At 44.9% G+C, this 24,163-nt stretch carries 23 protein-coding genes and 1 riboswitch; of the genes, 2 read left to right on the top strand and 21 right to left on the bottom strand.

Annotated features, from left to right (window positions below; all coding sequences use genetic code 11):
* Window positions 1-15: 15 nt before the first annotated feature.
* The 3 genes from I579_RS10080 to I579_RS10070 form a co-directional block, all read right to left on the bottom strand.
* The gene (locus I579_RS10080; protein WP_010753300.1) at window positions 16-705 is read right to left on the bottom strand and encodes a LysM peptidoglycan-binding domain-containing protein; all 690 of its coding nucleotides are present in this window, start codon (window positions 703-705) and stop codon (window positions 16-18) included.
* An 85-nt stretch (window positions 706-790) separates the two neighbouring features.
* Window positions 791-2,182 (bottom strand): RecQ family ATP-dependent DNA helicase, encoded by a 1,392-nt coding sequence (locus tag I579_RS10075; protein WP_010753299.1) that lies wholly within the window; start codon window positions 2,180-2,182, stop codon window positions 791-793.
* Window positions 2,173-3,192 (bottom strand): helix-turn-helix domain-containing protein, encoded by a 1,020-nt coding sequence (locus I579_RS10070; protein ID WP_010753298.1) that lies wholly within the window; start codon window positions 3,190-3,192, stop codon window positions 2,173-2,175. The genes I579_RS10075 and I579_RS10070 overlap by 10 nt, the downstream gene beginning before the upstream one ends.
* 28 nt (window positions 3,193-3,220) lie before the next feature.
* Here I579_RS10070 and I579_RS10065 point away from each other — a divergent pair, with 28 nt between their 5' ends.
* Window positions 3,221-3,445, top strand: coding sequence for a ferredoxin (locus I579_RS10065; protein ID WP_010753297.1), 225 nt, complete (start codon window positions 3,221-3,223; stop codon window positions 3,443-3,445).
* Between the two features lie 138 nt (window positions 3,446-3,583).
* Here I579_RS10065 and I579_RS10060 read toward each other — a convergent pair whose 3' ends face one another.
* The 16 genes from I579_RS10060 to I579_RS09985 all read right to left on the bottom strand — a co-directional run bounded on the left by I579_RS10060 (window position 3,584) and on the right by I579_RS09985 (window position 20,320).
* Complete coding sequence (locus I579_RS10060; protein WP_143139848.1) at window positions 3,584-4,930, bottom strand: M20 family metallopeptidase; 1,347 nt, start codon at window positions 4,928-4,930, stop codon at window positions 3,584-3,586.
* A 139-nt stretch (window positions 4,931-5,069) separates the two neighbouring features.
* Window positions 5,070-5,672 (bottom strand): ECF transporter S component, encoded by a 603-nt coding sequence (locus tag I579_RS10055; RefSeq protein ID WP_010753295.1) that lies wholly within the window; start codon window positions 5,670-5,672, stop codon window positions 5,070-5,072.
* A 154-nt stretch (window positions 5,673-5,826) separates the two neighbouring features.
* Window positions 5,827-5,946, bottom strand: a riboswitch (FMN riboswitch).
* 63 nt (window positions 5,947-6,009) lie between these two features.
* Complete coding sequence (locus tag I579_RS10050; protein WP_010753294.1) at window positions 6,010-6,726, bottom strand: pseudouridine synthase; 717 nt, start codon at window positions 6,724-6,726, stop codon at window positions 6,010-6,012.
* On the bottom strand, window positions 6,726-7,376 hold the full coding sequence (gene scpB / locus I579_RS10045; RefSeq protein WP_010753293.1) for an SMC-Scp complex subunit ScpB: 651 nt from the start codon (window positions 7,374-7,376) through the stop codon (window positions 6,726-6,728). Before scpB ends, I579_RS10050 begins: the two co-directional genes overlap by 1 nt.
* A complete protein-coding gene (locus tag I579_RS10040; protein WP_010753292.1) occupies window positions 7,360-8,124 on the bottom strand; it encodes a segregation/condensation protein A in 765 nt (254 codons plus the stop codon). Before I579_RS10040 ends, scpB begins: the two co-directional genes overlap by 17 nt.
* A 13-nt stretch (window positions 8,125-8,137) precedes the next feature.
* Window positions 8,138-9,028, bottom strand: coding sequence for a site-specific tyrosine recombinase XerD (gene xerD / locus I579_RS10035; protein WP_010753291.1), 891 nt, complete (start codon window positions 9,026-9,028; stop codon window positions 8,138-8,140).
* Between the two features lie 145 nt (window positions 9,029-9,173).
* The gene (fur, locus tag I579_RS10030) at window positions 9,174-9,635 is read right to left on the bottom strand and encodes a ferric iron uptake transcriptional regulator (RefSeq protein WP_010753290.1); all 462 of its coding nucleotides are present in this window, start codon (window positions 9,633-9,635) and stop codon (window positions 9,174-9,176) included.
* 107 nt (window positions 9,636-9,742) lie between these two features.
* Complete coding sequence (locus I579_RS10025; RefSeq protein WP_010753289.1) at window positions 9,743-10,600, bottom strand: CvfB family protein; 858 nt, start codon at window positions 10,598-10,600, stop codon at window positions 9,743-9,745.
* 36 nt (window positions 10,601-10,636) lie between these two features.
* Complete coding sequence (locus tag I579_RS10020; RefSeq protein WP_010753288.1) at window positions 10,637-10,960, bottom strand: AzlD domain-containing protein; 324 nt, start codon at window positions 10,958-10,960, stop codon at window positions 10,637-10,639.
* Complete coding sequence (locus I579_RS10015) at window positions 10,957-11,667, bottom strand: AzlC family ABC transporter permease (protein ID WP_010753287.1); 711 nt, start codon at window positions 11,665-11,667, stop codon at window positions 10,957-10,959. The genes I579_RS10020 and I579_RS10015 overlap by 4 nt, the downstream gene beginning before the upstream one ends.
* Window positions 11,668-11,771: 104 nt before the next feature.
* Window positions 11,772-14,087, bottom strand: coding sequence for a cell division site-positioning protein MapZ family protein (locus I579_RS10010; protein WP_010753286.1), 2,316 nt, complete (start codon window positions 14,085-14,087; stop codon window positions 11,772-11,774).
* 236 nt (window positions 14,088-14,323) lie between these two features.
* The gene (rpoD, locus tag I579_RS10005) at window positions 14,324-15,427 is read right to left on the bottom strand and encodes an RNA polymerase sigma factor RpoD (protein ID WP_010753285.1); all 1,104 of its coding nucleotides are present in this window, start codon (window positions 15,425-15,427) and stop codon (window positions 14,324-14,326) included.
* Between the two features lie 17 nt (window positions 15,428-15,444).
* Window positions 15,445-17,316: a DNA primase gene (dnaG, locus tag I579_RS10000; protein ID WP_010753284.1), complete on the bottom strand. Its 1,872-nt coding sequence runs from the start codon at window positions 17,314-17,316 to the stop codon at window positions 15,445-15,447.
* A gap of 221 nt (window positions 17,317-17,537) precedes the next feature.
* Window positions 17,538-18,380 carry a DUF368 domain-containing protein gene (locus I579_RS09995; RefSeq protein ID WP_010753283.1) on the bottom strand — a complete coding sequence of 281 codons (843 nt, stop codon included), beginning with the start codon at window positions 18,378-18,380 and terminating at the stop codon, window positions 17,538-17,540.
* Between the two features lie 60 nt (window positions 18,381-18,440).
* A complete protein-coding gene (locus I579_RS09990; RefSeq protein WP_010753282.1) occupies window positions 18,441-19,073 on the bottom strand; it encodes a lysozyme family protein in 633 nt (210 codons plus the stop codon).
* Window positions 19,074-19,219: 146 nt separating this feature from the next.
* Window positions 19,220-20,320 (bottom strand): mandelate racemase/muconate lactonizing enzyme family protein, encoded by a 1,101-nt coding sequence (locus I579_RS09985; protein ID WP_010753281.1) that lies wholly within the window; start codon window positions 20,318-20,320, stop codon window positions 19,220-19,222.
* Window positions 20,321-20,545: 225 nt separating this feature from the next.
* Between I579_RS09985 and I579_RS09980 the strand changes: the two genes are divergently transcribed.
* Window positions 20,546-21,151 (top strand): DUF1054 domain-containing protein, encoded by a 606-nt coding sequence (locus I579_RS09980; RefSeq protein WP_010753280.1) that lies wholly within the window; start codon window positions 20,546-20,548, stop codon window positions 21,149-21,151.
* Window positions 21,152-21,527: 376 nt separating this feature from the next.
* On the opposite strand, the gene I579_RS09975 is transcribed toward I579_RS09980, so the two are convergent.
* Both I579_RS09975 and tuf read right to left on the bottom strand, forming a co-directional pair.
* Window positions 21,528-22,856 (bottom strand): CoA-disulfide reductase, encoded by a 1,329-nt coding sequence (locus I579_RS09975; protein ID WP_010753279.1) that lies wholly within the window; start codon window positions 22,854-22,856, stop codon window positions 21,528-21,530.
* A 116-nt stretch (window positions 22,857-22,972) separates the two neighbouring features.
* A complete protein-coding gene (gene tuf, locus I579_RS09970) occupies window positions 22,973-24,160 on the bottom strand; it encodes an elongation factor Tu (protein WP_010753278.1) in 1,188 nt (395 codons plus the stop codon).
* Window positions 24,161-24,163 lie beyond the last annotated feature (3 nt).

Genomic DNA, 24,163 nt, shown 5'->3' with positions numbered 1-24,163 from the left:
TCTGGTTTTACTGGGTTAACGAATACGCAATTGTTGACCAGGATACAACATGTAGTTGTTTGGATCAAGACCGTTTAATTGGAACAATGTATCTACGGAAACACCAGTCCGGGCTGCTACTTGGTTCGGACCTTCACCGTCTCTTACCAGGGTGTAATCCCCTTCAGTATTGGCATTTTGGGTGGTTTGATTATTGGTTGTACCATTGTTTGTGGTATTCCCATTATTCGTAGCATTGTTTGTTGTATCGTTGTTGGTTGTGCCGTTATTAGTGCCGTCTGCTTGTTGCACCGTATCGTCTGCAGCCGGTGTTTCTTCACTAGAGCTTGGTTCTGTTTCACTAGAACTTGGCACGGTTTCGCTTGAAGAGCTACTGCTTTCTACCGTAGAACTTTCGCTAGAAGATTCTTTTGTGGAAGACTCCTTAGTGGAAGATTCTTTTGTGGAACTAATTGCTGTCGTCGTTTCCGTAGTACTTTCAGAAACGGCTGCCCGGTCCGTATCCCGAGTAACAATCATCCAGAAGCCCATGATTAACCCAATACACAGAACTAAAAGTACCACAAGGCTAATCAAAAAGACCTTATTGCCGTTTTTATTGCTGCGGCGTTGGGTGCGAGACCCTAGATCTTCACCTTCCGTATCATAAATCGGCTGTTCCCAAGGTTCTTGGTTGTCATTCTTTAAGTCATCTCGTTTGCTCACTGTAATACCCTCCTGTTATCATTCGTTGGTTATTATACCATAGGTGATTCCGGCCTGTCTTGAAAAAACCAAGACTGCTTTTTTCTTAAAATAATTTTAGCATTATCTCCTGCCAGGTCAACGGTGATGTAGTAGGAAAAAGTTCTTCCTCCTGCTCACTTTCTGCTGGCGTAAACAAACTCGCCCCGTGAAAATCACAGCAACGAGGGGGTATCCTGGTCAATTCTTCGCCAAAATACTGCAGCAAAAACGCCCGTCGACAGCCCTCCGTCCGAATATAAGCCAGCATTTGTTGCAAGCGCTGGTCTTTGCCTTGAGCATTTGCAGCTAACTGCTCCGGTAAATCTTCTTTTCCTGTTTGCTCCATTACTCCCCGCCATTTTTCTTGCAACGGCGTCCCTTGGCTGATTTTACCGGCAAGAAGAGCCAGTAAACCGGCTCGTTCTTCCCAGAGCTTTTGTTGAAAAAATTGGGAGACGCGTTCGTCCCCTGGTTGATAAAGTAGGATTGCTTGGGCCGCTTGCCCGTCTCGGCCGGCCCGACCACTTTCTTGCAAGTAATTTTCCGGACTATCCGGTAAATCATAGTGAATCACAAAGCGTAGATCCGGTTTATTAATACCCATGCCAAACGCATTGGTGGCAATCAATACTTGCAACTGCCCTTGTAAAAATTGTTGTTGTAACAAACGCCTTTGGTCACTGGCTAGTCCCCCATGATAGTAACCACAGGCGCAGGAGCCGGATAAAGCTTGGTACAACTCTTCTACTTCCTGACGGGTAGCACAATAAATCAAACCACTGTCCTTGGTTTGACTTAAATATTCCTTGACCCAGGCCGTTTTATCCTCTGGCTGCTCCACAAAGTAGGCGATATTGGGTCGATCCGCAGAATGGCGAAAGACTTGTCCTGATTCGTCTAATAGTAAGTTTTGAATATCCGTGGTAACCGCCGGCGTGGCCGTGGCCGTCAATGCCAGAACCACCGGATTGCCCAATTGTTTTTTGGCTCCCGGTAACAAACGATATTCCGGTCTGAAATCAATGCCCCACTGGGAGACGCAATGGGCCTCATCCACCACCAAAAACGCTAACTTAACACCACCTAAGGCCTTTAGCACCTGAGGATTTTGCAACATTTCCGGACTGAGAAAGAGAAATTTGTATTGCGCTAGCCGTTGCAAGATAGCATAGCGATCACTTGGTTCCACTTGGGAGGTCAGTGCGATACAACGCTTTTCGCCGGCGGCTTGTAAGGAAGACACCTGATCTTCCATTAAAGCAATTAAGGGCGAGACTACCAAGACAAGACCTTCTACCAAGTAGCCGGATAGTTGATAGCACAAGCTTTTCCCCGTTCCTGTGGGCAATACGCCTAAGGTATCTTTTCCGGAGAGCACGCTTTTAATGACTTCTTCTTGTCCCGGACGAAATTCATCGAAATCGAAAAATTGTTTTAAAGCTAGCTTTAAGAACACGAACGCTCCTCCTTTTTCTTAGACCGAATTTGAAACAATGCAAAGGACAAAAAATCCACTGGAAGCTCTGCCACATCTCGAAAGCGCCAAGACACCGGATTACCCGAGCGCTGGGCTAACCGTACCGCCGCCTCTGGATGAATAAACTCATCGAAAGGAAAATTCCGATCACTCAAGGCCCACTCGATTACATGATCATTAATCGTACCGGATTTTAGCCCTCGTTGTCCCATGACTTGCTCAAATGTGTACCCCGCTTCAAAAAGAGCTTGAGTCTGCAGTCCACTTTGATTGCGTTCTCCCAGAAAAATCGGGGTAATCAGTTGATAGAGGACAAAATTTGGATGCTTGTCTAAGACTTTGAAAAAAGCCTCATGCCAAGAAATGGGAACTAGCATATCCCAGGGCTTTTTTTGCGCCCAGTCCGGCACTAATTGATAGGTCGCTTGCCCCATGACTTCCCAGCCGGAAAAACTTCGGGCCAAAACATCTGCCACATCTTGATCCAGTTCACTAAAAAGGGTTTGGAATTCTTTTGCCAAGATTTCTCGCAAGTTCCCTTGATGCTGGCGAATCAACAGCCGCACGGGTTCCGTGTAGCCAGGAGCGGTTTCCAAAGGGACGAAGTTAGCTGTCCGTTGGTACATGGAGGCCACTTGCACGACAAATTGCACCATGCGCCAAGCAGCTGCCTCTCGCTTACCAAAAGCGAAATGATCCAGATTTGCCAAAGTTTGCTTCATCGGCTGGACCGCTTGGAAATCCTCATTTTCCAGACAATAATAATGGTCCGGCAAGGCCGTAAGCTTTCCTGCTGCCGCTAACTGCTGCAAACGATTTTGAAATTGTCCTTGATTGCCTTCTGGAAAAAGGCCGAAAAGAGGCAGTAAATCATGGAAATACCCAAAAAGCAAAACGGAAGTCGTCTTTTTTCCCGTGAGTAATTGATACAATGTGGTAGCCTTCAGCTTGTCTCCTGAGCCAAACAAGGCTAAAATAAACTCATCCATTCTACTACCTCCGAAAGTGAGTCTGACGATGACATCTTTAGCAAAAATAAAACCTGAATTATGTATTAGCTGCGGGCTGTGTGCCGTCTATGCCCCAGATATTTTTGATTATGATGAAGAAGGGATTCTGCTTTTTAAAGAAGAACCAGAAGCCCACCAGCAGTTTATCCCCCAAGAGCAAGAAGCCGCTTTGCGTAAAGCCGCGGGAAAATGTCCCGTGCGTGCCATACTAATGGAAAAACTAGCGGACTAAGCTTGCCAGAATATACGCAAAAAATGTGCAACCATGGAAGAACCGTGGCAAAAGCCCCCAGCTTATGATTAAAGGCTAGGCTTTTGTCACGGCTTTTTTGGTTGACTGACTTTCCTCTAACCGCTGAGAAAAGAAAAGTTACTTACAACAAATCCGATAAATGGTTTCCGCATAAATCTCCATTACTTGATACAAACTAGCTAAAGGCCACTGTTCATTGGCTTGGTGCAAGTAATCCGGCGTGTCGACAAACATGGCGCCAAAAGCCACACAATTGTTCATAGCCCGAGCAAAAGTCGCCCCACCATTCACAAATGGCTCCGTCATGTCCCCAGTCAGCTCCCGATAGGTACCCAACAAGGTTACGATTAACTCGCTATCCAAGGGTACATACAGTGGGGCAATATAGTCGTGTTCCCGATAGGTTACCCCATACTCAGCACAGACTTCTCCCAAAGCTTTGACCAAGGTTTCTTTTTCCAAGGTAACCGGGTAACGAATGTCCAAGCCAACGCGACTGCTTTCCGGTGTAATGGTGATGTTGGCCACATTTAAAGTCATGGAACCGGAGACTTCATCCGTAAAGAGGCCCACAAGGCTTTCACCTGTAGCATCTTCTTTAATGACGTTCCCCACAATTTCCAAAATCGGATTGGCAAATTCTCCGGTATTAACCAAAGCTTCTGCCAAGCGGGAAATGGCATTAACCCCTTGAGGAGCTAATTTCGAATGCACACTCTTGCCGGCTACTGCGATCCCTTCACCCTGTTGCTGAAAGTCATAGCCGAGCTTTTTCAATTCACTCGCCACAGCGGCAGCTTCACTTCCTTGATACTCAGCATGGTCCGGTACCACGTTTAAAGAACCACCAGCTTGTAAAGCCAATTGGTCACTGCCAGGGCCTTCAAAATAAACTTGCAATAAGCCTTTTTCCGCAAAGGTTAGTGGGAATTTGGAATCCGGCACAAAGCCTGCGGTGATCATCTCTTCTTTTTCATTGTAGCGGTTGATACAACGCCACAAGTTTTCTTCATCGGTGCCGAAGATAAAGCGCACCCGTTGATTAAAGGTGACCTTTGCATCTAGCAACGCTTTCACCCCATACAAAGCGGCAATCGTCGGCCCTTTGTCGTCTTGCGTGCCTCGGCCGATAATCGTCTCATCCGTCACTACCGGTGTGAAAGGTTCCGTTTTCCAACCAGTTTGCCCCACTGCAGGCACCACATCCAAGTGACACAAAATCCCGAAAAGTTCTTCCCCTTGGCCGACTTCTGCATAACCATAGTAGCCTTCTGGGTCTTTAAACGTGCGCAAACCTAAAGATTCGCACAGCGCCAGTGTATGTTCCAAAGCCCGCAAACATTCCGGACCAAAGGGTTGTCCTGGTTTTGCTTGGCTTTCGTCTAGCACAGAGGGAATCGCCACTAAGTCTTGCAATGCCGCCAGTGCTTCTTCTTGATGTGTTTTCGTAATAAATGCCATGATGTTTCCTCCAACTCAAAAATAGCAGGTTTTTCTTGCTGCCACAATCGTAGCCGAGAAACCGCCGTTTGTCTAGTTTTGATTGTGCTTTTTGAACGAGAAAAAAGCAGTTGAGCACGAAGCCCAACTGCTTTTGTTTTACTTACATTCCTTGTACGCGCCCTTTTTCCCGTTGTTTTTTGGTCAACCATGGATACAGTTTCAAATAGATGGCCAAGAAGACACCGGAAACGATGATCCCTTTGACTAAGTTGAACGGAATCACACCGATTGCCACGTATTGTCCCAGAGAAGTTCCTAAAAACTGAGTAGCGGTGACACCATAGAAGCTCAGGTACAAAGGAGTGATGACGAAGTAGTTCGCCAGACTCATGAAGACGGTTAATGCGAAAATCCCGGTAACTACGCCGAGAATTTTGTTCTTCCGACTGCTCGTTCCTTTATTAAAGAAATAGAATATCGGCAAAGTGAACAGTGAGGTAGCTAAGAAACTCGCCACATCGCCCACCATGTTCGTAGGTTCCAGCCCCGTTGTCAATAAGTGCAACGCTGACCGGAGAAATGCGGTTAAAATCCCCGCTCCTGGTCCGAATAAAAACATGCTCAACATTACGGGAATATCACTGAAGTCCACCTTCATAAAGCTAAAAGCTGGAATTACAGGAAATGCCACGTACTGTAGCACGACCGCCATTGCTGCAAACATCGCTACAGCAATCATTTTTTGTACCTTTGTGTTTTTCATCGTTGAAATCCTCTCCTCTTTACGGCATTTTGCCAAGTAGTGAAGGATTCATCTTCAAACGAACCTCTTTGCCACCTCTTCTCCAAATACAAAAAACTCTGCTTCCCAGGGGAAAGCAGAGTAGAGTTATCTGGTGAAAAAGCACGCAAATAAGCCCTATCTTCTTTATCCAGACTATACTGTCGGTATCGGAATTACACCGATTCAACCACCGTGAAGTGGGTCGTGGACTATACCACCGGTCGGGAATTACACCCTGCCCCTGAAGACGAACCTTTTATTTAGTTTACAAGGCTTATTATACAGCTTTGGCTTTTCTTTGCAAGCTTTTGGTTTATTATTTGGATTGTTGCAACAATTGACTCACTTCATGCCGGGACAATTTCCGGTATTCTCCCGGGCGTAAATTGCCTAAAGTTAGCTCCCCATAGCCTTCTCGTTTCAATTTTTGCACGGGTAAGCCTACTGCTTGGAACATATTTTTTACTTGGTGATTCCGACCTTCGTGAATGGTTAAGGCCACCACGCTAGTTTCTGCTTTGGCATCCACAGAAATGATTTCGTAGCGGGCCGGTGCTAATTTATGCCCTTCAATCTTCATCCCTTTGGTCAAAGGATACAGATTCTTCTGATTGGCCACGCCTTTGAGCTTTGCCACATAGCGTTTGTCCACCTGATGTTTCGGGTGGGTCAGACGTTGAGCAAAATTCCCATTATTCGTCAGTAATAACAGTCCTGAAGTATCATAATCCAGACGCCCAACAGGATAAATCCGTTCGGCCACATGAGGAAAATAGTCCGTGACCACTTTGCGTCCTTTGTCGTCACTAACCGCGGAAATCACCCCGCGAGGTTTGTAAAACAAATAATGTACCGGCTCTTCTTGATAAATCGGCACATCATCCACTTCAATCAAGTCTTTAGCGGATACTTTCACGCCTAATTCATTGGCCACCTGACCATTGACTTTGACCCGACCAGCCAAGATGTATTCTTCGGCTTTACGTCGGGAAGCAATTCCTGCATGGGCGATGACTTTTTGCAATCTTTCCATTAGTCTTCCTCTTCTCTTTCTTCCGCTGCTACCTCAAAATCGGCAGCTGTAGGGGTATTTTCTAGGGGTGTTTCCTCGTCTGGAAGTTCTTGATAACGATCAAAGAATAAATCCAAAGGCAACTCTTCTTCCAACTCAGTTTCCATGGCTTGGATGTCTGGCAATTCACTTAAGTCCTTCAAGCCAAAATAATCCATGAAATAGCTAGTAGTACCATATAAAATCGCCCGGCCTGGTCCTTCTACCCGACCTTTTTCTTCGATTAATTGCCGGGCTGTTAGTTTTTGTACGGAACCCGATGACTGCACTCCACGGATTTCTTCTACTTCCATGCGGGTAATCGGCTGTTTGTATGCGATGATCGCCAAAGTTTCCAAAGCTGCTTGGGACAAGCGATTGGACAGTGGAGATTGAGCGTACTTCTTCAACAAAGGCGCAAAGGAACGTTTCGTAGTTAAAACGAAATGATTGCCAACTTCTAAAATATTCAAAGAAGATTGCTCGTCTTCTTGATAGCGTACTTGTAATTCTTGAATCAATTGATAGACTTCTTCTGTTTTAATGGTTAAGAGATAGCTCAGCTCTTCTAAGCCGATGCCTTCATCCCCCACTACAAATAACAAAGCCTCCAGTTCACTGCTTTTGTTCATATTCTCCCTCTTTCACACCATATAACAAAATTTCACCATAATTGTCCTCTTGTACCACCCGGATTTCCCGATTTTTCATCAGTTCCAACATAGCCATAAAGGTCGTGACAATTTCGGTACGACTGTAACTCACCATAAAAGAAGTCAGACTCCGGCCTTCTGTGGTAGCCAAATGGGCCATGCCGCGTTTGATTTCCGCCATGCGGTCTTCAATCGATTCCTCGTCACTGGTAATGGTCGTCTCCAAGACTTGGCGCTTTTTCTTTTTCTCCAGCATCTTGTGAAACGCCAAAAATAAATCCACCGTGGTCAGCTGATTTTCCGGTAAGGCCAAGTCCTCTTCTTGGTAATCATCTAAGTCCATGGGTTCCTTAGTGAAAAACTCACTGCGTTCTTCCGCTTTTTCCGAAAGAAGTTCCGCGGCGTACTTGTATTTTCGATATTCCAACAACTGGTTCACCAGTGCATCTCGGGGATCTTCTTCGTAAAAATCCTCTGCTTCTGGTTCCAGTTCTTGTTTTGGTAAGAGCATTTGTGATTTTATCGCCATTAAGGTAGCCGCCATCACCAAGTATTCTCCCGCTAATTCCAACTCCAAAGTCTTCATGGCGTGGATATACCCCATGTATTGATCCGTCACCTGGGCAATGGGAATGTCATAAATATCGATTTCCAATGTTTGAATCAGATGCAATAAGAGATCCAATGGCCCTTCAAACACATCTAATTTGATCTTGATTTCGCTCACGGCCTGCTCCTCTCTATGCCCGGGGGAAATATTCTTTGTAAACATCTGTCATGCGTTTTTTCGTAATATGGGTATAAATCTGGGTGGTGGAAATGTCCGCATGACCTAATAACTCTTGCACCGTCCGCAAATCCGCCCCATTTTCCAACAGATGGGTGGCAAAACTATGGCGCAAAGTATGGGGGGTGACCGTTTTATGGATCCCCGCTTGGCGCACGATTTCCTTTAAGTTTTTCCAGATGCCTTGGCGGGATAAGCCGGTACCGTGATGGTTGACGAAGAGATGATCTTCTTCTGGATGATGCTTCGTCAAGCTTGGCCGAGCTTCTTCCAAGTAGCGGGTAACCCATTCAATGGCGTAATCGCCTAAGGGTACGATGCGCTCTTTATCCCCTTTCCCGGTGGCTTGCAGCAAACCAATCGCCAAATGCAAATCATTTAATTTTAACCCAATCAACTCACTGACCCGTAGTCCGGTGGCGTACATCACCTCTAAAATTGCCCGATTACGCAGTCCTAAAGGGTCTTTAGTATCCGGTGTTTCAATCAATGCCTCCACCTCGGCCAGACTCAACGTATCCGGTAATTTTTGTTGCTTTTTCGGGGTTTCGATGTGTTGCATAGGATCGTGATCCGTATAGCGCTCTTGGCGCAAATACTGATGGAACCGGCGCAAACTGGAAATCATCCGGGCCACGGTAGCAGAAGATTTGCCTCCTTGTTGCAAAGACTGCAAAAACCCTAGTACCAAATAGCGATCCACCATTTGCCAATTATCGATTTGATGCTCCTTTAGATAAGCCAAATACTGCATGAGATCTCTTCGATAGCTCTGCCGGGTATTTTGCGACAAGCCACGCTCAATCAGTAGATAATGCAAATAATCTGTGATGATTTCTTCCATCTTACTCCCTCAACTTTCGCTTTCCTATCATAGCAAATTCTAGAAGATTGTGATAGTCAAAACCGCCTTTTATCGGGAAAAAGCCCGGTAACAACAAGTTTTTTCATAAAAAAACGACCGAATCACTCCGGTCGTCTCCTACTATTTATTGTGCTTTTCCCTGTTTTTCTTGACAGCTCTGGCAAATCCCATGGAAGGTTAAGCGGTGGTCTTTCACTAAGAAATGATAGCGACTTTCCACGACTTCTTCCACTTCTCCTAACAGATCTTCTTCGATTTCTTCAATGTTGCCACATTCCAGACACAACAAATGGTGATGGAAATGCTTAGCACCTTCTTTGCGCAGGTCATAGCGGGCCACCCCATCATTGAAGCTGACTTTGTCTACCACATGGAGATCCGTTAAGATTTCCAGTGTGCGATACACCGTGGCCAACCCGATTTCTGGACTTTTTCGTTTTACAAAAAAGAAGACTTCTTCGGCGGAAAGATGGTCCTTCTCATTTTCCAATAAAACCAACAAAGTGGCTTCCCGCTGAGGCGTCAGCTTGAACCCGGCTTCGTGAAGCTGTTTCTTGATTTTCATTAAGGCACTACCTGTATTCATCCCCGGTCTCCTTTTCATTACTTTATATTAATTATAATCTAACTCGTGTAACTATCACGTAAATCATACTTATTATAAAGTAATCTTTTCAATAAGACAAGTCATTCTCATTTAGAAATCAGTTTGGTTATCCCATTTTCTTGCACAACCCGTTTTTCTTTTAACAAATGTCCCATGGCCCGCTTGAATTGACCTTTACTGATACCAAACATTTGCTTAATCGCTTCTGGATCGGATTTATCCGTGTAAGGCATTTGCTTATCTGGTGTACGTTCCAGATAAACCAATAGCATCTCTGCATCGTCATTGATGACTTCATGAGCCCGAGGTTTTAAGGAAACATTCAAAACGCCATCTGGACGCAAGCCAATCACTCGGCCTTTAACCACTTCACCTAAGCGCGGTTCCATGTAACGCTCGGAAGGATGGATGAAGCCAATGTGATACTCTTCCGTCAAAATATAAGTTCCGGCTAATTTCAAACGATAGACCGTTCCTGTTAAATCCTTGTTCATCAAATCTTGGGTGCCCAGACGACTTAAAGAACGAAAGATTTTTTCATCGGCTAACGTGCCCCAAATACGATCCTTTTGGTCCACTCGCAAAGCCACCATTAAGCGGTCGCCTTTTTTCGGCCACAATTCCCGCATGGTTGGCAATTCATCTAAGGACACGGCAATATCTTTATCCGCCAAGCCAATGTCCACAAAGGCCCCTAAGTCGCGCCGAGTTTCAATCACCGTGGCAAATGCGTAGTGTCCTTGGCGACTTTTCGGAATTTCTGTCGTAAATGCAAGCTCTTGCTTTTGATTGACATACCCAAAGCCTTCCACGCCTTCGCCTAATTGGCGTTCTCCTTCTGATTTGGCCAAACGGAAGGTGAAGCCATTCTTTTGGACAAAGTAATGACTGTCATTTTCATCTGTAACTAAACCGGTAAAGACCGTTGCTAGTAAATTATTCATCGATTTTCCTCCAAGGGCGAAAAGCCCGCTTTCTCTTTACAAAAAAATGCGTAACAAGGCGATACATAAAATGCCTACGATCACGATTTTCATTAAGTCTTTCGTATAATAGCCTACCACTAAAGCAGGCAAACAAGCCAGTAATTCGGGTATTTTTACTAGGGGCCACTGCCCTTCCCGAAACACCAGCAGGCTCTGGACTAACAAAGCCGTCAAGATGCATAAGGGCAAGTAATTTAAAAATTGATTGAACTTTTTGGGAAAGACCAAACGATTGGCAATCGCAAATGGTAAAACCCGAGGAACCCAAGTGACCACCGCACAACCAATCACTAAAACAAAGAACTGTTGATTACTCATTGGACACCGCCTTCCGTCAAAAGCCCTACCATGCAACCGACTAAAGTCGCCGCAATCACTGCGATTTCTCCGGAAAAAAGCCGCATCCCAACTACTAATGTCACCACGACAGCTAAGAGAATGCGCACACTCTGGCTGGTCCGCTTCTTTAGTGGTAGATCCACTTGAAATAACCAGAGCCCTAAAAACATTGCCGTCAAAGCAAAGTCCAATCCAAAACGCGCCGGATCGGTTAAAAATTGCCCAAAAAGTCCTCCTAAAACATTGGCGACTAGCCAAACGAGATAAGCTGCCACATTTAGCCCATGACACCAAGCAACCGAAACTTTATGCCCTGCTTGTAAAGCCGTGGTGAGTACCCCGTATGACTCATCCGTTAACAAACTCCCGATACCAATCGTCTGCCATAAGCCTTTGCCACGAAAATAGGAAGTCACGGAAAGACTCATTAACAAGTGACGGAAATTCACCAAAAAAACCGTCACAATAATAGAAGGAATCGGTGCATTCAACGCAAGCAAGCCACAAATAATAAACTGCCCACTGCCTGCGTAAACCAGTAAGGACAAAGCGGCAATTTGCCACAGTGAAAGGCCCACTCCTTTTTCCACGACTCCGGCGGCAAACCCAATGCCTAAATACCCCATCATGGTAGGAACACAGGCTTGAACCCCTTCACGAAAACGACGATAACCAACAGTTTCCATAAAACAACCCCCATTTTTCGTGTGATTGCAATCATCATATCGAAAAAAAGTGGGGGTCACAAGAATTTTTTTGAATTTTTCTGAAAACTGTCTACTTTTACTGCTTAACGAACGGTATGGTCATTCCCATTGCCTCGGAAGTATCCCGTCTTACAGTTGATTGTTACCAAGTAAAGTGGCAAATCTTTGGCTTTGTAATTGGCCGTTAGTGGTGCTTGATTGGTAGTAGCGTAAAGATTGTAATATCCCTCGCCATTTTCAATCCGCACCCGCTCCAATTTGTAGCCACCTTCCACGATATAGCCCCGTTCTATACAAGTCGCTATAACTTGATCCAAGACACCACTGGACCATGTCCAAGCTGGATTTGAGCTATCCGCCACATCGGCTGCATTTGTCGTCAAAATCGGTTGGTTAGCCGAATTCGTCTGCATGTTTGGCGATGCCTCTGCTGGAAGATTGCTATTGGCGCTACTAGCGGCGGCCGCTTCTTTGGCTGCTTGCTCTTGTGCCGCTTTTTCTGCCGCAGCTTTTTCTTGAGCCGCCTTTTCCTGGGCTGCTTTTTCTGCCGCAGCCTTAGCCGCCGCTTTGTTTTCATTGATTTTGGTTTCCACCAGCTTCAATTGATCACTTAAAGCAGTCTTTTCCTCACTGGCCACTATTTCTGCTACCAGTTTTTGCGCTGCTTGATAATCCGCTTCTTTTGGTTCCGCCACAGCTTTACCATCTTTAACTAACGAAGTCATCGCCGCTTGGGCATTGTTCAATTGAGTTAATTGGTCTTTCGCAGCTTGAACTCCTTCTGCCAACAACTGATCAAAGGGATCGTCACCTGTAATATCTAAATCAATTTTTTCCGTTGTTGCAATCGCCACTTCTTTTGTAAATACATCTCCGGAAATCACTGGTTTCGTGTAAAGCCCATTGACCTGATCTTGCAAGGCTAATTTCTCCTGAATATCCGTCAATTCCGCCTTTAAGTCCTTGGTTTTTGATGTATCGCTAAAGTCTTCTACCTGTTTAAGAACGCCAGTTACCTCGGCAGAAGTCAAGCCGGCTTTTAAAAAGTCTTTGTCGTCATTTAAGTATAGGTCCGCTACTGATTTTTTTAGGCCTTTCAATTCAGCAGCCAGCGCCTTTGCCTTTGCTTGGGCTTGTTTCTGCTCTTGTGCCACTTGTTGTTGGTGATATGCATAAGCACTACCGCCACCGGCTAAAAGCACTGCTGCCACAAGAACAATTGGCCACTTTTGGCGTTTCTTGACAACAGGAGCTGTCTTACTTTCCTTAGTAGCCGCTATTGTTGCTTGAGGTTCTGCTGCTTCATTTACTTCGGAAACAACATACTCAGTCGCTGCTACAGACTCAGTAGTAGATTTCTCAGGTTCGTTGGCAACTTCCTCTGTAAGAGAATCATTCACATCTGCCTTGATTGCCGCTTTTTCGATTTTTTCATCGGCTATTGGCGTTTCGGTTTGAAGATTAGATGCTACTCCTTGGGCTTTCTCAGGGATTTCATCAAGTTCTTCAGTGTCCGCTTCATCCCATTGCGTTTCCTCAGAAAATTCTTCATCCGTATCCGTCTGATTTTCATTAGCGAGCGCTTCTGGCACGTCTTCTGCAGGAGCGTCTGTTGCAAGATCTTCTGTCTCTTCAAGAGGCGTTTCTGCATCAGCTTCTACTTCTGGAACCATCTCTTCTTCGGTTTCAGGTACTGTTGAAGATTCCTTCGAAGACTCCGCTACTTCTTCGGCAGTCTCCTCGTCATGCTCTGCTTCTAACGCTTCACTTTCTACTTCAGAATCCTGCTCTTGTGAGGTAGTTTCTGAGTCGGCAAGATCACTTGCTTGTTCCTCCGCATTTGGAGTTGGGGTTTCGTTCAAAGCTAGCTTAGCTTCATTTATTTCTTCCCCAGGATCTTTTTTAGTAGCTGCCTGCTGTGCTGCCACTAACTCTTCTAAGCTAGGGCCCTCAGCATCGCTTCCTTCCCGGTGGCGCTTGATGTAAGCCGAAAGAATCGGATTGTCTTCCAGATGATCCACAGCTTCTGTTTCATCATTTTGATCAAACTCATCTGTTTCATCATTAGTCAATGACTCTTCTGCCAAATCCTTTGCCGGCACTGCAAATTCTTCTACTTCTTCTGCATCTGCTTCTACTGATTCTACTTCTTTACTTTCATCAGAATCTTTTGTAGCGTCTTCACTACTTGTGCCATTGTTTTCTAGATGATTCATCAAGGCCCCTAAGGACACGTCCTGAAAGTCATTCCAGGAAATCGAATCATTATTTTTACGGTTTTTTTCGTCGATATCTTGTAATTTATGAGCGATATTTTCCTCGATTTCACGGCCACATTCCGGGCAAACCATCTTGCCGGCTAATGGCGTAAAACCACAATAAGGACACGTATTTATCAAATCACTTGCTCCTTCATGAATTCTACTGAGGATCTTTTATCCAGTTTTGTTGTCCGGGCTAATTCTAAAGCACCAGCAAAACGGATACACCTAACAGTTAATCTATCACAATCTCAGCCTTTCGCCAATATTTGGAACGTTACGATTTCCTTAAATTCCCAAGGCAAAGTTGGCTTGGCTTGCATTTCTCCAGAAAATCAAAAAAAGCGCTGACCCCAAAGGCCAGCGCTAAGTGTTTATTCTAAGAAATCTTTCAATTGTTTGGAGCGAGATGGATGGCGTAATTTCCGCAAGGCTTTCGCTTCAATTTGGCGAATCCGTTCCCGAGTAACCCCAAAGACTTTGCCGACTTCTTCCAAAGTGCGAGTCCGACCGTCGTCTAAACCAAAACGCAAGCGCAAGACGTTTTCTTCCCGGTCGGTCAATGTATCCAATACGTCTTCTAATTGTTCTTTCAACAATTCATAAGCCGCGTGATCCGCTGGGCTAGTCGCTTCTTGGTCTTCGATAAAGTCACCTAAGTGAGAGTCGTCTTCTTCCCCAATTGGTGTTTCCAAAGAAACTGGTTCTTGGGCGATTTTTAGGATTTCCCGAACTTTTTCCGTTGGCAAGTCCATTTCTGCACCGATTTCTTCCGGTGTAGGTTCCCGGCCTAAATCTTGCAACAATTGCCGTTGAATCCGAATCAATTTATTGATCGTTTCTACCATGTGTACCGGAATCCGAATCGTCCGCGCTTGGTCGGCGATGGCCCGAGTGATGGCTTGACGGATCCACCAAGTGGCATAAGTGGAGAATTTGAACCCTTTGCGGTAATCAAATTTTTCCACGGCTTTCATCAGCCCCATGTTTCCTTCTTGGATCAAATCCAAGAATTGCATCCCACGGCCGACATAACGTTTGGCAATCGAGACTACCAAACGGAGATTGGCTTCTGCTAAGCGTTGTTTTGCTTCTTGGTCCCCTTCTTCAATCTTCAGGGCCAAAGCGACTTCTTCTTCCGCTGTCAATAAAGGCACCCGACCGATTTCTTTCAAATACATCCGGACAGGGTCATTGATTTTCACACCAGTTGGGGCAGAAAGATCTTCTTGCTTGGCTTGTTCGGCTTTTTTCTCATTGCTCTTCAAACTATGCACAGAGGGTTCGCCATTTTCATCTACCACGCTGATACCCGCATCTTCCACTTTTTGGATCAGTTTGTCCATTCCATCTGCATCTAAGGAATAAGGTGTTGCTAGCTTATTGGAAAGATCATCGTATACGACCTGTCCTTTCGCCTTGTTCTCAGCAATAAATGCGGTCACTGCCTTGTTGTAATCTTTTGTTTCATTAGCCATAATTCAGAAGGCCCCCCTTAAAAGATGTCGGTTTGCTTCAGTTGTTTCCGTAAATCTATTATCTCAACAGCCAACTCAAGTTCCAGCTGGGTATTGCCAATGCGACCTGCTTCCTGCTGCAAAATAACTTTTTCATTGATTTTATCAGCGAGTCTGGTCTTATCCAACACCCGGAGTAGCACGCGAATTTCCTTTTCCGTACTCTCTTGCGGTAAATTAAGTGTGACGATCGTGATCACTTTATTTTGAATCTCGGGATCATCTAGATGATCCACAAATCCGGCTACATCAAACTCACCCTTTTGCTCGAAATAGGTCACAAATAACTGGTAAATTCTTTCGTACTCCTCGTGAAGAAAAGTCAAATGAGCCTCTTGCAATTGATACAAGAGTCGCGGTTCATTGAACAAGCGATAAAGCAATTGTTGTTCCGCTTTTTCCCCTTGGGTCAACGGCCGTCTGGTGATTGCCTGTTGCTCTGGCGGCACTTCCATATCACCCGCTTCAGGAAAGTCCTCGAAACGAGGCTCCTCTGGGTAGGTCGCCTTTGTTGCTTGGGGCTTTTGGGCCTGTTTAAAGCTGTCAAGTTGCTGTTGCAAAGTTTCCCGTTGCAAATGAAACTCTGTGGCCAACTGTGTCAAGTAGTGGTCTTGTTGAATCAAAGAATCGACTTGGGTCAATTCCTTTAACATCGTCTCCACATACAAGAGCTGATCTTTTTCATTGGCCAAATTGTATTGACCACGATAATAATCTAGCTGAAAACTAAAGACGGTTTCTCGACCATGCTCAGCCAACTGGGCAAATGCTTGACCACCATATTTTTTGACGTATTCATCCGGATCCAGTCCATCGGTCAAACGGGCAATATCAATTTTCAAGCGACTGTTTTCTCGTAACAAGTGAATTGCTCGTTGGGTAGCCTCAATGCCTGCACGATCCCCGTCATAACAGATGACAATCGTATCAGCTAAGCGTTCCATCGCCCCCACTTGTTGTTGCGTCAGGCTTGTGCCCATACTGGCGATACCGTTTTTCACCCCGGAACGCCACGCAGCAATCACATCCATAAATCCTTCAAACAAGAAAACCGTACTTTCCTTACGAATCGTTCCTCGGGCCTTGTCAAAGTTAAACAAGACCATGCGCTTATTGAACAAACTCGTTTCCGGTGAGTTCAGATACTTTGGTTGATCCTCACCAGGAAATTCCATCGTTTTAAAAAAGCGCCCGGAAAAAGCAATCGTCTTGCCTCGTGGATCACGAATGGGAAACATGATTCGCTGATAAAAACGATCAGCAAAATGACCATCATCTCTAGCTACAAATAACCCGCTAGCCTCATACAACTCTTTGTCAAAGCCTTCATTTTGAAAGACTTGTTCCAAAAACTGTCGCTGATTTGGCGCAAAGCCAATGCCAAATTCCGCAATCGTCTCATCGTCTAGACCACGCTCATGCAAGTGAGCCAAAGCTTGCTCACCGACAGCGGTATTCATCAGCAAATGATGATACAGCTCTTGGGCTTTCTCATGGAGTTCAATCAGTTGTCGTTGCTCGGAATTGCCTGAGCTTGCTTCTGCTTCCCGATATTCCTGAGGGATAGAAATCTGCTCAAAATCTGCAACTTTTGCTACTGCTTCAGGAAAACTGATGCCATCAATCTCTTGCAAAAAACGAAAGACGTTGCCTCCACGACCGCAACCAAAACAGTGGTAAAACTGCTTGTCCTCTGCTACCGAAAATGACGGTGTCTTTTCATTGTGAAAGGGGCAAAGTCCAGAGTAGTTTTTGCCGGTTTTCTTCAGTTGTACATACTGACCGACAATGTCCACAATGTTGGCTTTCTCCCGGATCTCGTCGATCAACTCTTGTGGGATTCGTGCCACTTGCCTCACTCTCCATATCCAATGCATTTCCTGCCGTAAAAAAACGCACTAATCGAAATCAGCGCGATTGAATACAAACAAGATTATACATGGTTTATTTTAACACATTGCTGATGATTTTCAAGCCTTTTGCACAGGTTGTTTCAAGTATTCTTAAGGTTTGATAACAAGCTTTCTGAAACATGAAAAAATGACACCAAAGGAAGGTGTCATTTTTCATGTTATTTGTATTTTTCTTCCAGACGACTCATCCAAGCCCCTAGTAGAATACCGCCGATGCACATTACCACACTAGCAGCGTAGTTTCCTGGGGTGAATCCTGAATAATCTGTCGGAATAATCATCACAGTGGAAGCAAAGACGATCCCTAAAATAAAGTGGAACAATTGCGGATAAGCTTTACTAAAGATGTAGTCCATCAGTTTTGAAAGACTTAAAACACACGCCAAACCACCGATTGCAATCGGAATGATTACCCCAAAGTCCAAAGTCTTAATCCCATCAGACATGGCTTTATACATCCCCATATACACCAAGAAGTTTGACGGACTTAAACCAGGAACAATCATCCCTAGTCCAATCAAGGCCCCTGCAATAATCCAAGTGAAAAAGTTTTGATTGACTTCGGAAAACATACCAGAGCCTTTCCATAAAAAGAGCAGACCTAAAACGAAACTGATCACTAAAATAATTACATCTCGCGTACTGCGCCCTTCTTTCCCGGCTTCTTTCCACAATGCCGGCACCGTACCGATGATACAACCTACAAAAAACCACAATACGATGTTTTCATAGCTGCCTAAAGCAAAACTCACCACAAAGGACAGTAAAAAGACGCCGGTCACGCCGCCTAGGCCCACAGGTAAGAAAAACAAGACATTTTCTTTAAAATTACGAGTAATGTGAGCCAAAAACGAGATGATTCGTTGGTAAATTCCAAAGATGGCGGCTAATGCCCCACCACTAACGCCTGGGAGAATAAACCCAGAGCCGATAAACATCCCTTTCACAAAACGCAAGAACCAATCTTTATTCTTTGATTGATCTGATACTTCTTTTTCCATTCCCAATCAGCACCTTCTTCCAAATATATCTAGTCTATCATAACCGATAGGCTTACCAAATTAAAAGAGAAAATTTGTGGTTTGATATTTCCACTGGTTCCATTGAACATTTTTCGCATAAAAAATGTTGCCCCCATTGTGATAGAGGAAGCCCCCATTATAAAACAGAGAAAAGATGCCCCAATAACGATAGGTCGTCTGTTCCGCGTTACCTAATTGTGGGGCCAAGACTTCTTTGGAATAGCTTTCCGCCAATTTCAAGGAGTTTTTGCCCCCGTTCTCCGCCACATAATCGATGTAGTCCAGGCCAAAATTGTACGCTTGAATTCCCGTATCTAAATCACAACCGGCCTCTTTAGCGGCTTCAAGAGATTGCGCCAGAAAGGACACTCCCGCATCGATACTCTCTGAGCGGTTTTCAATCTGCCCTGCTTCCCCGTAGCGACTCTCCGAACTTTGCATCAAATCAATGCTCCGTCCTTTACTTTCCGTGTAAATAATGGCCGAAGCCAAATTCTTGTATTCGGGAATACCATATTTTTCAACTGCTGTGGCAACAACCTCATCATATTTATGAACATCTTTTAAAATAAAATAGTTCCTCACGCCTAGGGCCACCATGCCAATCAGTAGCACTAGTAAGAGGAGCTTCAACATTAACTTGAATATTTTTTTAATCAAGGATTCACCCATCCAAACGTTTTTTTGTCATTCTTCATACTACCTGTTTCTCTTTTTCTTGACCAGAAAAGCCCCATTTCTTTTCTGAAACTTAAAGAAATCATTGGATACGAAAAAAGCAGGGCAATCTGCTTGCCCTGCTTTCTCGCACTTCTTGTCTAAAATTCAACTTTATAAGGCGCCAGTTTTTCCCAATCAAAGGTAACGCCAATCCCTGGTTCTTCCGGTGCCACGGCCATGCCGTCTTCTGGGTCAATCACTAGTGGTCGTGTGGTGTATTGGTCAATTGGGAAGCTATGCATTTCCAAATAACCAGCATTTGGTAAAGCAGCCAAGAGACTCACGTGCAACTCTTGCATCCCATGGGTGGAAACGGTCAAGTTATTGACTTGACTGATTGCCGCCACTTTCAGCCAACCGGTAATTCCGCCCACATTCGATGCATCCGGTTGAGGAAAGTCCACATGCCCGTATTGCATCATGTGCTGAAATTCCATTGGGGTACGCAAGTTTTCTCCCGCTGCCACGGCAATACTGCCTTCTCTAGCAATCCGGCCGTAGCCTTCATAGTCTTCTGGAATCGTTGGTTCTTCCAAGAATAAAATGTCATAAGGTGCCATTAATTTGGCTCCTTTAATGGCTTTTTCCACGGACCAACTCATGTTAGCGTCCACCATGAAAGTCACATCTGGACCAATTAGTTCTCGTACCGCTTTTATTCGAGCGATGTCTTCGGCTAAGGTCTTTTGGCCTAATTTGATTTTCACGGCTTTAAGGCCCATATCCAAATAGCGTTGGTTATTGGCTAATAACTTTTCTAGCGGGTAATTCAAGTCAATGGCCCCACCGTAGCATTTCACTTTATTGGAATGACCCCCCAATAATTTATACAAAGGTTCGCCGGCTTTTTTGGCCCGCAAATCCCACAAGGCAATATCGCAAGCAGCAATGGCAAAACTTGCTAAGCCTCCTCTAGCCACGTAGTGAATGCCCCAGTTCATCTGATCCCAGATGGATTCGACACAGGCCGGGTCTTTTCCTAGTAAGATGTGCTTCAATTCTTTGTCGATCAACTTGGCAATGGACTCGCCCCCGAAACCACCCGTATAGGTGTAGCCCACGCCTACACGATCATCATCCGTGGCAATTTTAACAATTGGCACTTCAAAATGAGTATGCAGACCGTGTTTGGCATCCTCCATTAATTCGGGCAAGGGAATGCGATAATATTCCGTTGTGACTGAAACGATGGTAGACATGATTGAGATTCCTCCTAGATTTTATTTGCAAAATGTTAACGTGTGCATTCGCAGAATAACACGATTCTTAGATTTAAGCAAGCAATAAGAAAGCCCTTTAAAAAGACCAGGCAAATCTCCTTGTCCCCCTGGTCAACTGGGCGGTTTACTGTCTTTTTTTCCAAAGAATATGCTACACTCAAAAATAGTGACAAGACAAAAGCATTCAGTACATAGGAGGACAACATGTTTACGGAAGAAAGTTTTCAAGTGTTTCAAGTCGAGGGCTTGGAACCTCGCATGACAGCGATTCGCAGTGAGATTCAACCAGTGTTTCAAAAAATTGGGGATACCATTTGTCCCAAATTGAGCGAAACCCTAGAGAGTCCCTTCTACCTTCATATTGCACAGCATCGCCGGCGTAGCGTCCATCCTCCCGAAAACACTTGGGCTGCTTTTAGTGAAGGCAAACGGGGATACAAAATGGCGCCCCATTTTCAAGTGGGAATCTGGCCTGATTACGTCTTTTTGTGGCTTTCCATGATTGATCAACCAAAAGGACAAGTCGCATTTGCCGAGACTCTTTTAAATAAGCCAACGTTGTTTGAAGCTTTGCCAGAAGATACGGTGCTAAACATAGATCACACAAAAGACCAGATTTTACCGGCCACCGCAGAAAATGTTTCGGCAAGTTTGGAGCGCCTCGCAAAAGTCAAAAAAGCCGAATTTCAAATTGGTCGCATTATCAAAAAAGATGCTCCACTCTGGCAGAACTCCGAACAAGCCTTAGCTTACATGGAAGCGACTTACAAAAGTCTTCTTCCCCTTTATACAGCGCTAAAAAATGCATAAAAAAATTGTAACAATAGCTAAGTCACCGTCCTACGAACCGAGCGACACCAAACGTGAGACCACAAAAGACGGCTATCTTCCATTAAATTCATTGGAAAATAGCCGTCTTTTCATTGCTAAAAATTTCAAACGCTGACTAAACTTGATTTCATCAAGTTTAGTCAGCGTAATTTGCTAGTTGAACTTAGCGATTTTTGCTTAGTTCAACTGTACTAGGCGCCTTCAAAGAGCCTAACCATACTTTATTTTTCCTTTTTTCACGTATGGTATTGTTCTCTCTTCGGACTCTGACATAAAAGTTGTCGCAAATTTTTCTTATCCGTATGTTTTTTATTAATTTTTGTTAGACATACGCTGTTTATCACTTAGAAATTACTTATTTCGCAACATTGCCGGCGATATTTAATGCATCCCAAGTGCGGGCAAAAGGTGGTGCATACAATAAATCCAACAATCCTAAAGTTCCCGTTGTCAATTGACCGGTAATGGCCGCAGCTAGTGTGTCAATACGTAAAGCTGCTCCGTTTTCCCCGGCGATTTGACCACCGAGAATGCGACGGGTATCCGCTTCGTAAATCAATTTAATTCGGATATCTTTTTGTCCCGGATAGTAGTTCGTTTGATTTTTATCATTGATCACAACGGCTTTGTAATTCAAACCTAAGTCTTTAGCTTCTCGTTCGGTCAGTCCGGTACGCGCCATTTCCAACTCTTGAAATTTCACGCCGGCGGTTCCTAATGAGCCCGGATAAGTGGTAGCTTTGCCCGCCATGCTTTCCCCGGCTACACGCCCTAATTTATTCGCTCCCGTGGCTAGAGGAATGTAGCGTTTTTCTCCCGTATTCAGGAAGTCCACCGTAGCGCAGTCCCCTGCCGACCAGACGTCTGGGACATTGGTCCGACCTTGATTGTCCACGATTAGTGCACCATTTTTCAATGTGGCAAATTCTTTTCCCAAAAAGGCTGTGGCTGGGCGCACGCCAATGGCCACAATCACCAAATCGGTCTTGTAACGCCCTTTATCCGTGATAACCCACTGAACAGTATGATCTCCTTCAAACTCTTTGACGGTTTCACTAAGGTGTAAGTCCACGTTGGCTTCCCGCATTTTTGCCACCATTAACTCGTTGATTTCCGAATCAAAGCTGTCTTGTAAAAGATTGGCTTCCATTTGAATCAACTGCACTTCTTTATCCAAATGAAGTAAGGCTTCGGCGATTTCCACCCCGATATACCCGCCACCGACTATGGTAACCCGTTGAATATCAGCTTGTGAGAGATGCTTTTTCAAATTCTTGCCGTCTGACATGGTTTTCACCGTGTACAAATTCTCAAAGTCCGCTCGTTTCACTGGGGGCAAGACTACTGAGGAGCCTGTGGCCACCATTAATTTGTCATAGTGGTCGATAAATTCTTCCCCATCCGCCGGCTTCACATGTACCGTTTTAGCGGTCGTATCCACTGCCAAGACTTCGTGATGCAATTTAATCGTGATGCCTTGTTTTTCAAAAGCGGCTTTTTCTCGGGCAATCATCTGATTGGCGTCTTCGAAATAATCCCCGATGTAGTAAGGCAGACCGCAAGCCCCTAAGCTGACCAAATCCCCTTTTTCATAAATAACCACTTCTGGATCTTCCGCCAGTTTTTGGACCTTCACCGCAGCACTGGTTCCCGCTGCTGTTCCCCCGATAATGATTGTCTTCATAGCTTCCTCCTTGTTTTGCGATTTTTCGCCTTGATACTCTTCTTCATTATACAAAAAAACGAGCGCAATCACTGGAATTGCGCTCGTCTTTGAGCAGTCGCCTGTAGCCTTTTGACTTAGGATTCGATTTCGGTAATAATCCCTGAGCCCACGGTCCGGCCACCTTCACGAATGGAGAAGGTCGTTCCTTTTTCAATGGCAATCGGATGGATTAATTCCACATCGATGGTCACATTGTCCCCAGGCATTACCATTTCAATTCCTTCTGGCAACGTAATATTCCCTGTCACATCTGTGGTATGGAAATAAAATTGTGGTCGATAGTTATTGAAGAATGGCGTATGACGACCACCTTCTTCTTTGGTCAAAACATAGACTTCCCCTTTGAACTTCGTATGAGGAGTGATGGAACCTGGTTTTGCCAACACTTGGCCCCGTTCCACTTGATCTCGGTTAATCCCCCGGAGTAAGACCCCGACGTTGTCCCCGGCTTCCCCAAAGTCCAATGTCTTGCGGAACATTTCCAAACCAGTTACCACAGCTTTTTGGGTTTCTGGTTTAATCCCGATGATTTCGACTTCTTCGCCAACTTTCACCGTGCCGCGTTCGATACGTCCGGAAGCAACAGTCCCACGACCGGTAATGGTGAAGACATCTTCAATTGGTAATAGGAAAGGTTTGTCTGTATCCCGAACTGGTGTTGGAATGTACTCGTCTACCGTGTCCATAAGTTCCATAATGACTTTTTCTTGTTCAGGATCGCCTTCCAAAGCTTTCAAAGCAGACCCTTTAATCACAGGAATATCGTCACCTGGGAAACCATATTCACTTAGAAGTTCACGGACTTCCATTTCGACTAAGTCAAGTAGTTCCTCGTCATCCACCAAATCGACTTTGTTCAAGAAAACGATGATGTGTTTAACCCCTACTTGCCGAGCAAGTAAGATGTGTTCACGAGTTTGTGGCATTGGGCCATCGGTAGCGGAAACTACCAAGATCGCACCGTCCATTTGGGCAGCCCCAGTAATCATGTTCTTAACATAGTCCGCGTGTCCTGGTGCATCAATATGGGCATAGTGCCGTTTTTTGGTTTCATATTCCACGTGAGCGGTGTTAATGGTGATACCCCGTTCCCGTTCTTCTGGTGCAGCATCAATCGCTGCGTAATCTTGGGCATTGGCCAACCCTTGTTTTGCTAATACGGTGGTGATGGCCGCGGTCAAGGTTGTTTTCCCGTGGTCAACGTGTCCAATCGTCCCAATATTAACATGGGGTTTGCTTCTGTCATAATGTTCTTTTGCCATAAT

This window comes from Enterococcus asini ATCC 700915 (assembly GCF_000407365.1).
In the GTDB taxonomy this organism is placed as follows: Bacteria; Bacillota; Bacilli; order Lactobacillales; family Enterococcaceae; genus Enterococcus_C; species Enterococcus_C asini.
The sequence above is the reverse complement of the archived record's forward strand: the minus strand, read 5'-3'. Positions and strand labels throughout refer to the sequence as shown.

Excerpts from the sequence above, each read along its gene's own strand:
- I579_RS10020 (WP_010753288.1), bottom strand. The coding sequence starts at position 10,960 with ATGAGTAATCAACAGTTCTTTGTTTTAGTGATTGGTTGTGCGGTGGTC.
- I579_RS09975 (WP_010753279.1), bottom strand. The coding sequence starts at position 22,856 with ATGAAGACAATCATTATCGGGGGAACAGCAGCGGGAACCAGTGCTGCG.
- I579_RS09980 (WP_010753280.1), top strand. The coding sequence starts at position 20,546 with ATGTTTACGGAAGAAAGTTTTCAAGTGTTTCAAGTCGAGGGCTTGGAA.
- xerD (WP_010753291.1), bottom strand. The coding sequence starts at position 9,028 with ATGGAAGAAATCATCACAGATTATTTGCATTATCTACTGATTGAGCGT.
- I579_RS09990 (WP_010753282.1), bottom strand. The coding sequence starts at position 19,073 with ATGGGTGAATCCTTGATTAAAAAAATATTCAAGTTAATGTTGAAGCTC.
- I579_RS10065 (WP_010753297.1), top strand. The coding sequence starts at position 3,221 with ATGACATCTTTAGCAAAAATAAAACCTGAATTATGTATTAGCTGCGGG.
- I579_RS09985 (WP_010753281.1), bottom strand. The coding sequence starts at position 20,320 with ATGTCTACCATCGTTTCAGTCACAACGGAATATTATCGCATTCCCTTG.
- tuf (WP_010753278.1), bottom strand. The coding sequence starts at position 24,160 with ATGGCAAAAGAACATTATGACAGAAGCAAACCCCATGTTAATATTGGG.
- I579_RS09995 (WP_010753283.1), bottom strand. The coding sequence starts at position 18,380 with ATGGAAAAAGAAGTATCAGATCAATCAAAGAATAAAGATTGGTTCTTG.
- I579_RS10070 (WP_010753298.1), bottom strand. The coding sequence starts at position 3,192 with ATGGATGAGTTTATTTTAGCCTTGTTTGGCTCAGGAGACAAGCTGAAG.
- I579_RS10025 (WP_010753289.1), bottom strand. The coding sequence starts at position 10,600 with ATGAATAATTTACTAGCAACGGTCTTTACCGGTTTAGTTACAGATGAA.
- rpoD (WP_010753285.1), bottom strand. The coding sequence starts at position 15,427 with ATGGCTAATGAAACAAAAGATTACAACAAGGCAGTGACCGCATTTATT.
- I579_RS10055 (WP_010753295.1), bottom strand. The coding sequence starts at position 5,672 with ATGAAAAACACAAAGGTACAAAAAATGATTGCTGTAGCGATGTTTGCA.
- I579_RS10015 (WP_010753287.1), bottom strand. The coding sequence starts at position 11,667 with ATGGAAACTGTTGGTTATCGTCGTTTTCGTGAAGGGGTTCAAGCCTGT.
- scpB (WP_010753293.1), bottom strand. The coding sequence starts at position 7,376 with ATGAACAAAAGCAGTGAACTGGAGGCTTTGTTATTTGTAGTGGGGGAT.
- I579_RS10050 (WP_010753294.1), bottom strand. The coding sequence starts at position 6,726 with ATGGAAAGATTGCAAAAAGTCATCGCCCATGCAGGAATTGCTTCCCGA.
- fur (WP_010753290.1), bottom strand. The coding sequence starts at position 9,635 with ATGAATACAGGTAGTGCCTTAATGAAAATCAAGAAACAGCTTCACGAA.